Source organism: Enterococcus sp. C63 (assembly GCF_040887215.1).
In the GTDB taxonomy this organism is placed as follows: Bacteria; Bacillota; Bacilli; order Lactobacillales; family Enterococcaceae; genus Enterococcus_B; species Enterococcus_B hirae.
In genome coordinates, this window is record NZ_JBFOFI010000001.1 from 94,074 (window position 1) to 106,471 (window position 12,398).

The following is a 12,398-nucleotide window of genomic DNA, read 5'->3' on the forward strand; positions in this document are numbered from 1 at the left end:
CAGATGCGTCACGATGGAAGACAACCTCAGCAGTTAAGAAAAATAAAGATTGAAACAAATGTTTTTAAACATCCAGAAGGTTCTGTTATGATTCACTTTGGTGATACGATCGTCAATTGTTCTGCTACGATTGAAGAAAACGTTCCGCCATTTTTAAGAGAAACAGGAACTGGTTGGGTAACAGCAGAATATAGCATGTTGCCACGTGCGACTCATACTAGAAATCGAAGAGAAAGCAGCAAAGGAAAACTTTCAGGACGCACAATGGAAATCCAACGGTTGATTGGTCGTTCGTTAAGAGCGGTCGTTGATCTGAAAAAGTTAGGCGAACGTAGTATTATCATTGATTGCGATGTTTTGCAAGCAGATGGTGGGACAAGAACGGCTAGCATCACAGGAGCTTTTATTGCGTTAAAATTAGCAGTCGAAAAGTTACTTCAAACAAAAGTTTTACGTGAAGATCCAGTTATTGAACATTTAGCTGCTATCAGTGTTGGGATTTTACCCGATCAGACATGTGTGGCAGATTTAGATTATGAAGAAGATGCTGCAGCGCTAGTCGATATGAATCTAGTCATGACTGAATCTGGCAAATTTGTCGAGATTCAAGGAACTGGGGAAGAAGCAACCTTTGATGGAGAACAATTAAACGATCTGCTCTTTTATGGAAAAACAGCGATTGAGCAATTGATTCTTGAACAAAAAAATGTCTTGTTCGAGCAACGAGCAGAAAGAGAGGACGATTTGAAGACGATCGTTATTGCTACCAAAAATGCTGGGAAAGCAGAAGAATTTAAAGCGATGTTTGGCAAAGCTGGTTATGAAGTCAAAACATTGTTTGACTATCCTGAATTACCTGATGTAGAAGAAACTGGTTCAACGTTTGAGGAAAATGCTCGTCTGAAGGCGGAAACGATTGCTTATTTGTTGAATCAACCTGTATTAGCTGATGACTCTGGTTTGAAAGTAGATGCTTTAGGTGGCATGCCAGGAATCTACTCTGCACGATTTGCCGGTGAACACAAAAGTGACGCAGGAAACAATGCGAAATTACTTTATGAGATGACGGAGATTCCAGATGAGAAAAGAACGACGCAATTTCATTGCACCTTGGTTTTTGCTGCACCGGATAAAGAAAGTCTAGTGGTGGAAGCGCAATGGCCAGGAAAAGTAGGAAGAATCCCAAGAGGAGACAACGGCTTTGGGTATGATCCACTATTTATTCCTGACGGTTCAACTGAAACTGCAGCCGAAATGTCAAGTGAAGAAAAAAACCAAGTCAGCCACCGGGCACAAGCAATGAAAAAATTGAGCCAAGTATGGCAAAGCTGGTTGGAAGGTGAAAACAAATGAAATATTTAGTTGTCAGTGATAACCATGGTGATCGGGAAATCTTAGCTAATCTAGTTGCTCGTTATCAAACGAAAGTGGATTTCTTCTTTCACTGTGGCGATTCAGAATTATCTCCAGAAGATCAATTGTGGACGCACTTCCATGTAGTCAAGGGAAATTGTGATTTCGGACCGGGATTTGTTGAAAAAGAGTGGGTTGATACTGGGAAAGATAAAATATTTATCACTCATGGACATTTGGCAAATGTTCGTTTTGGTCTTACTCAATTAGCGCTTGAAGCGCAAGCCAACCAAGCAACAATGGTCTTTTTTGGTCATACGCATCAAATTGGTTGTGAGGTAGTAGAAGGGGTCTTGTATTTGAATCCTGGAAGCATTTCGCAACCACGAGGACCGATCCAAATCCCTTCTTATGCCTTGATTGAACACAGTGGAGAACAAGTCAATGTTCAATATTATAATCGAGCGCATCAACCTGTCGAGGAACTGGCTTTCACTTTTTCCTTGTAAGCAAAAAATCTCTAATTTTTACTAAAATCTCGATTTTTTATATGAATTTTGCATCCGTTTTCGGTAAAATAATTATGTTGAAATGAAATTGAAATGGAGGCCCTCCAATGATTGGACCGATTGTAAGAGAGTTATTGCTACAAAATCGAGAGACTTTTTTGATCTCAGCTGAAAATGTAGCGAATGTCATGTATCAACATCCATTATCACATGGTTTGCTTGTTTTATCGAAAGTAGGTTATACGAAGATCCCTGTACTAGGAAAAGATGACCGTTTTGTGGGATTAGTTAGCTTATCTGATGTCGTCAATAAAATGATCGATCTACAAACGATCAGCATGGACCCATTAGAAGGACTAACCGTTGCAGATGTAATGGAAACGAATGTTGCAACGATCGATGAAAATTGGGAACTAGAAGAAGTTCTCCATTTATTAGTTGATTCACCTTTTCTACCGGTTGTTACAGAAGACAAAGTTTTTAAAGGGATCATTACTCGAAAAGAACTACTAAAGGCAGTCAACTATATGGTGCATGAATTGGAACGACGAAACATTGTTTCGCCTAAAGTCGAAGAATTAAAAGAAAAGTTAGACATCGTTAGTTAACGATTAAAGCAAAAAAGATTGAGACTGATTACACTTATTTCTCCATTAAGGTCATTTAATGGAAAGCGTAAGGAATCGTCTCAATCTTTTTTATTTCAAGCTGATCGGGCTGTTAGGAATGGTAAATCCTGCTGTTGTCAATTCTTTTACATAAGAACTCAAAAATTCTTCTTTCAAAACAAATTGTTTTCCATTCAAGGCATAACAAATGGTTCGAATCGCAAAATTACTGTTCCCTAAATCGACTAATCCAAAAATTGTTGGTTCAGTTTGTAAGTCGTCTTGGTATTTTTCAGCTAATCGTTGATTTACACGATCGATGATTTCGTAGATAGAATCATAGCCTTCTTCCGGCACGATGCGAATATCAAGTAGAACTTGCATATTCGCTCTGGATAGGTTGCTGATAGTCGTGATGTTTCGATTGGGAATAAAGTGAACCGTACCGTCTACAGCCTTTAGCTGTAACGTCCGAATACCGACAGAAGCCACTGTTCCTTCAATTGACAGATTTGCTAATTTTACATAATCTCCGACATCCATTTGTTGTTCCATAATAATGAAAAAGCCAGTAATCACATCACTCATAAAGCCTTGTGCGCCCAATCCAATTGCTACCCCAGCAATTCCCGCTCCTGCCAACAATGAACCAATCGGAACACCAATGACGGATAAAATCGCATAAATAAAGAAAAAACCCATCGTGTATTGGAAAATCGTATTTAACAGACTGTGTAACGTTTTTAAACGACTTTCATTCAAAACCGATTTCTTAGAATATTGTTTAAAAGATTTATCAATTAAATATTTTCCGACACGGTTGAGTATGGCAAATAAAAGAATTAAAAAAACTAAATAAAGTCCTTTTTGGATGAAGGTTGCAAAAATTGCATCCCAATCGATCGTATTCCAGAAACGTTGAAAAGCATTCACTTGGTGGACTGCTTGGTCAGTTAATGTTTCACCTGTGGAAGTGGTTGCTGTTGTCGCTAGTTGTAAAAACATAAGATCCCCTTTTCTAAAATATATACTCACTACTGTATTGTAACAAGAACGAGGGAAAAAGAAAATCAGCAAAACTGTTTCAAATTTCAGAAATTTTCCAAAAAATAAAATGACAAACCTCAAGGATAGTGCTAAAATATTCACAAAACAAAGATAGGTGGAATGAATATGCAATTGGATTGGAATAATTTAGGTTTCTCATATATCAAAACTCCTTGGCGTTACGTTGCAAAGTGGAAAGATGGTCAATGGGAAAAAGGAGAATTGACGGAAGACAACTATTTAACAATCCATGAAGGTTCTCCAGCGCTTCATTATGGACAACAATGCTTTGAAGGATTAAAAGCTTACCGAAGAAAAGATGGCAAGATCAATCTTTTTCGACCAGATCAAAACAGCCGTCGTTTGAATCAAAGTGCTAGACGATTATTGATGCCGATGGTACCAGAAAAAATGTTCATTGATGCTGTGAAAGATGTAGTCAAAGCGAACGAAGCATTTGTACCACCTTATGGGACAGGCGCAACATTATACTTACGTCCTTTTCTGATTGGTGTCGGTGAAAACATTGGTGTGCACCCAGCGCCAGAGTACTTATTTGTCGTTTTCTGTACACCAGTTGGTGCTTACTTTAAAGGTGGTTTGAAACCAACGAACTTTATCGTATCAGAGTACGACCGGGCAGCACCTAATGGAACAGGGGCAGCAAAAGTAGGAGGGAACTATGCAGCTAGTCTGTTGCCAGGTACACAAGCGAAGGAATTAGATTATTCAGACTGCGTGTATTTAGATCCTGCTACTCACACGAAAATTGAAGAAGTCGGTGCAGCGAATTTCTTTGGTATTACTAAAGATGGGCAATTTATCACACCGCAATCGCCATCGATTTTACCAAGTATCACGAAATATTCACTCTTACAATTGGCTGAAGAGCGTTTAGGCTTAACTGCTGTCGAAGGGGATATCTTTATTGATCAATTAGACCAATTTGCCGAAGCAGGAGCGTGTGGCACAGCAGCGGTCATCTCACCGATCGGAGGGATCTATTATCAAAATAACTTACATGTTTTCCATAGCGAAACAGAAGTTGGTCCTGTAACTAAACGATTGTATGATGAATTGACAGGGATCCAGTTTGGCGATGTAGAAGCGCCTGAGGGTTGGATCGAAGTAGTAGAATAAACAACAGTATAATCTAATAAAAAAGAGATGCTACGATTTCTAGGACAGATAAAGACGATCTGTCCTAGTTTTTTTATAAAATTAGTTCTACAAGCTTTCTTGCCACATACTACTTTAGAAGAGTTTGTCCATCACCAAATAGAAAATACAATTTCACTCATATTAAAATATAAACTATTTATATTTTAACAATCAAATGGCTTGTAATCTGTCACAATAATCTAGATAGGCATATTTCATGCGTATCATTGTCTGGGTCTCATATTTTTTTAGGGATCAATCAAAATACGACGACCTACTATTGATAAGCCTATCAATAGTAGGTCGTCGTTTAAAGTTTATTTGAAACCGGTGAGTTCGTTAGTGTTAAACGAATTTTTCCGTTATCTTACTTAAATAAAAAGCGATTCGTGTTGTTTTAAATGGGATGACTAAAGTAAATAGGGTTCTCTTAAGATAAGTGGACGCCTTTATCTACATAAACGATGTCGCCAATCATTCCGCTTGATAATGGGCTAATTAAAAAGGCACAGGCATTCCCGACTTCTTCGATCGTCACACCTTGTTGATCTGGTGTACGTGATTCAGATAATTGGATCAATTTTTGGTAATCTTTCACGCCAGTAACCGCTAATGTTTTGATCGCCCCAGCTGAAATACCGTTGACACGAATGCCTTTAGGAGATAGTTCTGCAGCTAAGTAACGGATGGCTGCTTCTAAAGATGCTTTTGCAATTCCCATCATGTTGTAGTTAGGAATAGCGCGTTCTGATCCTAAATAAGACATGCTTACAATTCCGCTGTTATGTGCTAGATACTTTTGTGCATATTTTGTTACAGCGATTAATGAATAGCTACTGATATCTTGCGCTAATTGATAGCCATCACGTGAGATATCGGATACGTTTCCTGATAATTCTTCTTTGTTTGCGTATGCGATCGCGTGTACTAGGCCGTGGATTTCTCCAGCATATTCGCCGATTGCATCCATTGCTTTTTCAATACTTTCATCACTTGATACATCACATTCCACCGTAAAGGCATCTTCGCCGACTAATTTAAGCAATGATTTTTTCATGCGTTCATTTTGATAAGTATAGATGATCTCAGCACCTTGTTTCATCATTGCTTCGGCACAACCCCAAGCAATACTACGCTTATTTGCGACGCCCATAATGACGATTTTCTTTCCTTCTAAAAAAGACATATTGACACTCCTTTGATCTTAAAAAGATTTAATAGGTTGTATAATAAACAATAATTGCAAAATAATAACCTCTTGATTTTCTATTATTAGTCAAAATGCTTTGATTGTCAAACTATTTTTTTTAATAATAAAAAAAGATTGCTAAAAATTTAAGAATATGATACTTTGATAATCAAAGTAATAATCAAGGCAATTAGCCAAAAGAAGGAGTATATTATGTCTTACGTATTATCAGCTACTGAAGTAATGGACTTGATTCCCAATCGTTATCCAATATGCTATATCGATTATGTCGATACCTTAGAACCAGGAAAGAAAATCGTCGCAACGAAAAATGTAACGATCAATGAAGATTTCTTCCAAGGACACTTTCCTGATAATCCAGTAATGCCTGGTGCATTGATTCTAGAAACCTTAGCGCAAGCTGGATCGATTCTGATTTTAAAATCAGAAGAATTTTTAGGCAAAAGAGCGTATATCGGTGGGATTAACAAAGCGAAATTTCGCCAGAAAGTGGTTCCTGGTGACGTGATGAAATGTCATTTTGAAATCACAAAAATGAAGGGTGCAGTAGGGACCGCTTTATCTGCGGCTTATGTCGAGGATAAAAAAGTTTGTGAGTGTGAGTTTACTTTTATTGTGAACAAAGATGCTTAATTGGGTAAAGCGGCTTTTTTTATAAAAGCAGAATTTACAAGGACCCAGTTATCAGTAAAAGCCGAAGAACAGCGAAGGGCAATGGAGTACCTTTCGTTATTCTTCGGCTTTTACTTAATGATTCGTCTTATGATTCTTTCGCTTCTTGTAAAATATTGATTTTTTCAATTTTAACCGCTTCTTTTGGTTTATCTGAGGCATCTGTTTCAACCTCTGCGATTTTATCTACAACGTCCATTCCTTCGATGACTTGTCCAAAGACCGTATATTCACCATCTAAACTAGGATAGCCACCATTTTTATACGCATTGATGATTGCTTGAGGGTAATCATCTTTTAATAGTCCGTCATGCATATCATCTGAGTTTTGGACGATAAAAAATTGGCTCCCATTACTGTTAGGATCTTGGGCACGTGCCATGGATAAAGCTCCGCGGATGTTGTAAAGCTGGTTAGATATTTCAGTTTCAAATCCTTTGCCCCAAATACTTTCACCGCCAGTACCATCCCCTTTAGGATCGCCTCCTTGGATCATGAAATCTTTGATCACTCGGTGGAAAGTCAAGCCATCGTAATAGCCATCTTTAGCATGTGTCATAAAATTCTCAACTGCTTTAGGGGCCAATTCAGGGAATAATTTCATTTTGATTGTCCCTTTTGATGTGACCATCTCAACCAGATCTTCATTGGCAGCGACCTCATTGCTCAATTGAGGAAGAGGGAGTGCGTTTAAATCGACACTTTCTTTTGTACTGCTTTCCGTTGTTTTTTCTGTTGAACTTGTTGTTTCAGAAGTGTTTGTTTTTGGTTCACTTTGATTACACCCTGCTGCAAATAGTAGGGTTGCAACCAATCCCATACTTAAAAGAAGTTTTTTTGTTTTCATTTTTGGTTCCTTTCAAAGATAATCAGTTTGTTATCTATAATGATAACAAATAATGATCAATTTACCTATTCTTTTTCTCATAATTTCTTCGTTTATGATCACTTTTCTCAAAGGTGTAGACCATTTAAAGCGCTTTTGTTATAATGTAAGTGGATACAAAAAAGATTTTGGGAGGATTCAACTGATGGGGAAATTAGGTATTTCGATTTATCCGGAACGTTCAACGTTCAAAAAGGACAAAGCATATTTGGATTTAGCACATAAATATGGATTCAAACGTGTATTTACTAGCTTATTACAAATAGAAGATGACAAAGAGAAGGTTTTAGCTGATTTTTCTAAAGTTGTGGAATATGCGAACCAATTAGGAATGGAAGTTATGGTAGATATCAATCCAGCATTATTTGAACAATTAGGGATATCCTACGATGATCTTTCCTTTTTCCATAAGATGGGAGCGTACGGCATCCGTTTAGATATCGGGTTTACGGGAGCTGAAGAAGCAAAAATGACACGTAATCCATACGGTATTAAGATTGAGATCAATATGAGTTCTGGAACTAGTTATGTTGACAACATCATGAGTTATTCTCCGAATACTAATAATTTGTTAGGGTCTCATAATTTTTACCCTCATCGCTATTCTGGTTTGAGTTATGATCATTTTGTGTATTGCTCAGAAAAATTTAGAAATTATAATTTGAATACAATGGCATTCGTCAATTCTCAAACCGCTGATTTCGGACCATGGCCAACGCAAGACGGTTTGTGTTCGCTTGAAGATCATCGAAACTTAGAGATTTCTACACAAGTCAAGCACTTGATGCTTACGGGTTTGATCGATGATATTTCTATCGGTAATGCTTATGCAAGCGAGGAAGAACTAAAAGCGATGGCAGAAGCATTTAATGCAGATTATCCAACGTTGAAAGTAGATGTTGAAGAAGATATCACCGAAGATGAACGGATTTGTTTGTTTGATAATCTCCACAGCTATCGTGGTGATCGTTCAGAATATATCCTTCGATCAACAATGACACGAATCTACTATAAAGATAAACCATTCCCACCACATAATACCCGGGACATGTCTCGCGGGGATGTCTTGATTGATAATGTGGGGTATGACCAATACAAAGGTGAAACTCAAATTGCGCTAAAAGAGATGAAAAATGACGGTCGTGTGAATGTAGTCGGACGTATTTCAGAAGATGAATTGTTCTTATTAGACTTCTTAAAACCGTGGTCAAGTTTTAAAATGATCGAAAATAAAAAATAATGGTTCCTAACTTTTAAACTATTTTTGTTTAAAAGCTAAGAACCATCGGGGAAACTTCAAAGCCGGTTAATTCTACTGGTTTTGAAGTTTTTTTGTAAAAATGATTGAAAAATTGATTAGTCTAAATAATTTGTCAAGATGTTATGTCTCTGAGATAACAAGACTGATCTTGATAGATTAGTTGTGTGAAGATGTTTTTTTTACAACCATTTATAATGAAATTTGAAGAGAAATGGGTGATGTGGAGCTTTATATTTACTCTTGGAAGGATTGCATCGAATAACTTCTTTGTTTATACTTAATCAAGAATTAGTATTAATAATGGAATAAGGAAGGAAAGCGATGAAACTTTTGACAAAAATAGTAATCGGAATTGCTATTGTCGTGATAGTGGTTCTATTATTTGCAGGCAACTATTTTTATAATTATGCAGTTGTCCCATCAGAAAAGGATTTTTTAGAAAACGATACGCCGGGAACTTCTCAAACAACAAAAGAAAACGAGGCGACAAAGTGGTTCAATCAGAAAGAGAATCGCACTTACTGGCATCTAACATCAACAGATCATTTGAAATTGTCTGCGATCTATCTGCCAGCAGAAAAGAAAAGTGATAAAACAGTTATTGTTGCCCATGGTTATATGGGGAATGCAGAAACAATGGCAAATTATGCAAAAATGTTTCATGATTTAGGCTACAATGTGTTAGTTCCAGATGCTCGAGGCCACGGGCGTAGTGAAGGGGATTATATCGGATTCGGTTGGCCAGAGCGAAAAGATTACGTCCAATGGATCGATAAAATCATAGCAGAAACAGGGCAGTCGCAACAAATCGTGCTTTATGGAGTAAGTATGGGTGCTGCAACTGTGATGATGACGAGCGGTGAGAAGCTACCAAATAACGTGAAAGCGATCATCGAAGACTGTGGGTATTCGTCAGTTGATGAAGAACTTGCATATCAACTAAAAGATATGTTCAATTTACCTTCTTTTCCATTGATCCAAGTGACTAGCTTGATTACAAAAATTCGAGCAGGGTATTTTTTTGGGGAAGCAAGTGCCGTTGATCAATTAACTAAAAATACGAAACCAATGTTATTTATCCATGGTGATGCGGATACATTCGTTCCCTATAATATGTTAGCAAAAGTATATGCTGCAACTAAGGGACCAAAAGAAAAATACGTGGTCAAGGGAGCCGAACACGCAAAAGCGTATCAGGCAGACCCAGAAAAGTATCAGCAAACCGTCAAAGAGTTTTTAGCAAAATATGTCCAATGAGTTGTTTGCTAATAGCTAATACAAAAATAATTTTAGGATTCTAATAGAGAGAACTCATTCTTTTTATTTACCGGCAGTCATCCGTTCACAATAGAAATATGGGTGACTGCTTACATATATGGTTGAGAATTTTACATAAATCAGACAAAAAAACGAACGAAAATCAAGAATAGGCAAAGAGGAACCTTTCTGTCATTATCGAAAAATACATTGTGAAGAATGAAAATAGAGAAAATGAATTTAGGAGCCTTTTTGACATAAAAACGGATATAAAATCGTTTCATGAAAAAAAGCGAATCAATCGTACGAAACGATTTTTATTATAAAAAATGATCTCAAGAAAGGGAGCGAAAAAATGCCACTGGCAAATAAACTAGAACTAGAACAAGCTTTGCGCGCACGATTATTAGTCAATTCAATATCCTCTAAAGACACTAAACATTCAATTGTGAACCGTACAAAACGTTTGTTCAAAAAAAAACCTTCGATTGAAGTAAATAAGCAAGACAAATTTGGGAATTTCAAAATGTATGAACAATTTTTTGATCTTCCAGTTGGAGATATTCGGCATATTCCTGATTTGAATGAGACGAAAGCGATGTTTAAAGAGTATTTGAAAAATTGGAGTCATATGATCAATGTGAGTGACGATCCTAACATAACAAGTTTAGCTGAAGAAAAAGGTCAGTTTACAATGTACGATTCATTCGAACGGAGTAGCGATGCTATCCAAGAGACACAAAAAATAGAACAGGAACTTTTACACTTAAGTGGAGATGAAGCTCGTTTTCTCATATTACCACTCCTAAGTGGGAGACCGTTACATAAAGAGGAAAAAGAGTTGATTAAGGACACAACAGAAAACGAGCCTGTATATACTAGTTTAACAGGAGCAATTATCCAAAATCAAAAAAATAAATATCTCGTTACATTGGTAGCCTCGAATGACCAAGAGCTCACGATTCGCAAATACGCAGTCGATCAAGACAAAACCAAAGAGTTAGCCAATCTATTGGGCACGCCATTACACTCTAGCCATGAGAATATGACTACACTAGTGGATAAATTTGAGAATCTTAGGAATAAACAAGAAATAAAAGAAACGGCAAAGAATATATCACATTCAAAAAAATTTCATTTCTTACTTCCGCAACTATATTACACTGTTGACTACATTTTTTATGGGAATGCTATTGATCAAATTCATGAGGATGTTCAAAAGAGCGGTCAAATACAAGGTCAGAAGGTTAAGGCCATTGATGAACAAACGAAGCCCCAAATGGATTACTTCAATCTTACACCAGCAACTCAACAAAATAATCATAAACGTTTGATGAATGAGTTTCATTACGCAGCACTTAAGAGGATGAACCAATTACAATATTCGGAAGATCTTCTTCATTCGATGGTTATTGTACATAATAAAACTGAACAAGTGGAAAATATGGATAAGAATTGGAAAACAAAAATTGAAGATACAATACTCACAACTTCTCAACAAAGAAAATCGCTGTCTAGACAAGATTCAGTAGAAGTAGAAGACAGAGGGATTTACCTAGCTGAGCTGCGGGAACCAAAAGGAATATTTGAGAAAGCAGAAGAACAATTAAAACAGTCAAGAGGGATTGTTCTGCCAAATGAAGTGGCAGCAATTAGCCGTTCACTTCAATATAGTAAGTATTATCAGTTAGAAAAAAATTCGATTGTACAAGAACTCTCTCGATTAATGCCAGGCGATCCAACTTCTTTTCTAGTTACTTCTCATGATATTCAGATCAAGTTGAAGGACAAGGGTCCTCATGAAAAACAGAATCTTGGTTGTGTGATACGGAAAAATACTTTCGGGAACTTTATCGTTTCAGTGGTTGATCCCACAGGTTACTATCAAAAAAGAACGCAAGTAAATGGTCTGTTACCTTGTGTACATGAATTTGAAATTTCTAAATCTAACCTATCAGAACTAGCACAAGCACTCAATAAGAGCAACGATAAGAACAAAAGTGACTTTATCCTTCAAAGGGATTTATCTTTAATTAGCAATGGAGGAAAAGTTACGGATTATATCATTGATCAAAGTGCTTATTTAAAATCAAAACAGGGATTTCATCATTTTTCTGCCGCAGTAGATTTTGCTATTTTTTCAAGTACAATGCAGTTAGGGCGTTATGTTTATATTAATGATCTTGAGAAATTGAGTGGAAAAAATACAGAGTTAGCGAATAATTTAGGAGAAGAAAGAGCATTGAAAATAGCTTATCCAGAACACTTTGCTCAAAAGAAAGTGAAAAAAACACGAGCTAGTAATTCGCAAATAAGGGACGTTTATAAAAATTCTATCTTTGATCAAGAGAGATGATAAGGTTTACCATCACTCGTTCTTTTTGAACCAGTTTAGAAGAACTAGACAAAGAGACCGTTTGAACCACTCAACGAG

At 36.8% G+C, this 12,398-nt stretch carries 11 protein-coding genes; 8 read left to right on the forward strand and 3 right to left on the reverse strand.

The features are described from left to right. The first annotated feature begins 3 nt into the window (after positions 1–3). The 3 genes from rph (at position 4) to cbpB (ending at position 2,470) form a co-directional block, all read left to right on the forward strand. Positions 4–1,353 carry a ribonuclease PH gene (gene rph, locus AB3H90_RS00400; RefSeq protein WP_368015926.1) on the forward strand — a complete coding sequence of 450 codons (1,350 nt, stop codon included), beginning with the start codon at positions 4–6 and terminating at the stop codon, positions 1,351–1,353. Next, positions 1,350–1,862 (forward strand): metallophosphoesterase, encoded by a 513-nt coding sequence (locus AB3H90_RS00405; RefSeq protein ID WP_368015927.1) that lies wholly within the window; start codon positions 1,350–1,352, stop codon positions 1,860–1,862. The genes rph and AB3H90_RS00405 overlap by 4 nt, the downstream gene beginning before the upstream one ends. 107 nt (positions 1,863–1,969) lie before the next feature. Next, positions 1,970–2,470, forward strand: coding sequence for a cyclic-di-AMP-binding protein CbpB (cbpB, locus tag AB3H90_RS00410; RefSeq protein WP_010719279.1), 501 nt, complete (start codon positions 1,970–1,972; stop codon positions 2,468–2,470). Positions 2,471–2,560: 90 nt separating this feature from the next. Here cbpB and AB3H90_RS00415 read toward each other — a convergent pair whose 3' ends face one another. Then, entirely contained in the window at positions 2,561–3,475 is a 915-nt protein-coding gene (locus tag AB3H90_RS00415) for a mechanosensitive ion channel family protein (RefSeq protein ID WP_034697771.1), read from the reverse strand. A 168-nt stretch (positions 3,476–3,643) separates the two neighbouring features. Here AB3H90_RS00415 and AB3H90_RS00420 point away from each other — a divergent pair, with 168 nt between their 5' ends. Then, positions 3,644–4,657, forward strand: coding sequence for a branched-chain amino acid aminotransferase (locus AB3H90_RS00420; protein ID WP_063627060.1), 1,014 nt, complete (start codon positions 3,644–3,646; stop codon positions 4,655–4,657). A 451-nt stretch (positions 4,658–5,108) separates the two neighbouring features. Here the strand turns inward: AB3H90_RS00420 and fabI are convergent, their stop codons facing one another. Further along, on the reverse strand, positions 5,109–5,864 hold the full coding sequence (gene fabI / locus AB3H90_RS00425) for an enoyl-ACP reductase FabI (protein WP_010719275.1): 756 nt from the start codon (positions 5,862–5,864) through the stop codon (positions 5,109–5,111). 216 nt (positions 5,865–6,080) lie between these two features. Between fabI and fabZ the strand changes: the two genes are divergently transcribed. Beyond that, complete coding sequence (gene fabZ, locus AB3H90_RS00430; protein WP_010719274.1) at positions 6,081–6,521, forward strand: 3-hydroxyacyl-ACP dehydratase FabZ; 441 nt, start codon at positions 6,081–6,083, stop codon at positions 6,519–6,521. 127 nt (positions 6,522–6,648) lie between these two features. On the opposite strand, the gene AB3H90_RS00435 is transcribed toward fabZ, so the two are convergent. After that, on the reverse strand, positions 6,649–7,407 hold the full coding sequence (locus tag AB3H90_RS00435; protein ID WP_010719273.1) for a peptidylprolyl isomerase: 759 nt from the start codon (positions 7,405–7,407) through the stop codon (positions 6,649–6,651). Between the two features lie 184 nt (positions 7,408–7,591). Between AB3H90_RS00435 and AB3H90_RS00440 the strand changes: the two genes are divergently transcribed. From AB3H90_RS00440 to AB3H90_RS00450, 3 genes are all read left to right on the forward strand, one after another. Continuing rightward, complete coding sequence (locus AB3H90_RS00440) at positions 7,592–8,686, forward strand: DUF871 domain-containing protein (protein ID WP_010719272.1); 1,095 nt, start codon at positions 7,592–7,594, stop codon at positions 8,684–8,686. Positions 8,687–9,028: 342 nt separating this feature from the next. Continuing rightward, positions 9,029–9,964: an alpha/beta hydrolase gene (locus tag AB3H90_RS00445; protein ID WP_010737499.1), complete on the forward strand. Its 936-nt coding sequence runs from the start codon at positions 9,029–9,031 to the stop codon at positions 9,962–9,964. A 355-nt stretch (positions 9,965–10,319) separates the two neighbouring features. Then, positions 10,320–12,320 (forward strand): hypothetical protein, encoded by a 2,001-nt coding sequence (locus tag AB3H90_RS00450; protein ID WP_368015929.1) that lies wholly within the window; start codon positions 10,320–10,322, stop codon positions 12,318–12,320. Positions 12,321–12,398 lie beyond the last annotated feature (78 nt).

What these genes read in the sequence shown, in the direction of transcription:
- rph (WP_368015926.1), top strand. Translation starts at nt 4, where the DNA reads ATGCGTCACGATGGAAGACAACCTCAGCAGTTAAGAAAAATAAAGATT.
- AB3H90_RS00405 (WP_368015927.1), top strand. Translation starts at nt 1,350, where the DNA reads ATGAAATATTTAGTTGTCAGTGATAACCATGGTGATCGGGAAATCTTA.
- cbpB (WP_010719279.1), top strand. Translation starts at nt 1,970, where the DNA reads ATGATTGGACCGATTGTAAGAGAGTTATTGCTACAAAATCGAGAGACT.
- AB3H90_RS00415 (WP_034697771.1), bottom strand. Translation starts at nt 3,475, where the DNA reads ATGTTTTTACAACTAGCGACAACAGCAACCACTTCCACAGGTGAAACA.
- AB3H90_RS00420 (WP_063627060.1), top strand. Translation starts at nt 3,644, where the DNA reads ATGCAATTGGATTGGAATAATTTAGGTTTCTCATATATCAAAACTCCT.
- fabI (WP_010719275.1), bottom strand. Translation starts at nt 5,864, where the DNA reads ATGTCTTTTTTAGAAGGAAAGAAAATCGTCATTATGGGCGTCGCAAAT.
- fabZ (WP_010719274.1), top strand. Translation starts at nt 6,081, where the DNA reads ATGTCTTACGTATTATCAGCTACTGAAGTAATGGACTTGATTCCCAAT.
- AB3H90_RS00435 (WP_010719273.1), bottom strand. Translation starts at nt 7,407, where the DNA reads ATGAAAACAAAAAAACTTCTTTTAAGTATGGGATTGGTTGCAACCCTA.
- AB3H90_RS00440 (WP_010719272.1), top strand. Translation starts at nt 7,592, where the DNA reads ATGGGGAAATTAGGTATTTCGATTTATCCGGAACGTTCAACGTTCAAA.
- AB3H90_RS00445 (WP_010737499.1), top strand. Translation starts at nt 9,029, where the DNA reads ATGAAACTTTTGACAAAAATAGTAATCGGAATTGCTATTGTCGTGATA.
- AB3H90_RS00450 (WP_368015929.1), top strand. Translation starts at nt 10,320, where the DNA reads ATGCCACTGGCAAATAAACTAGAACTAGAACAAGCTTTGCGCGCACGA.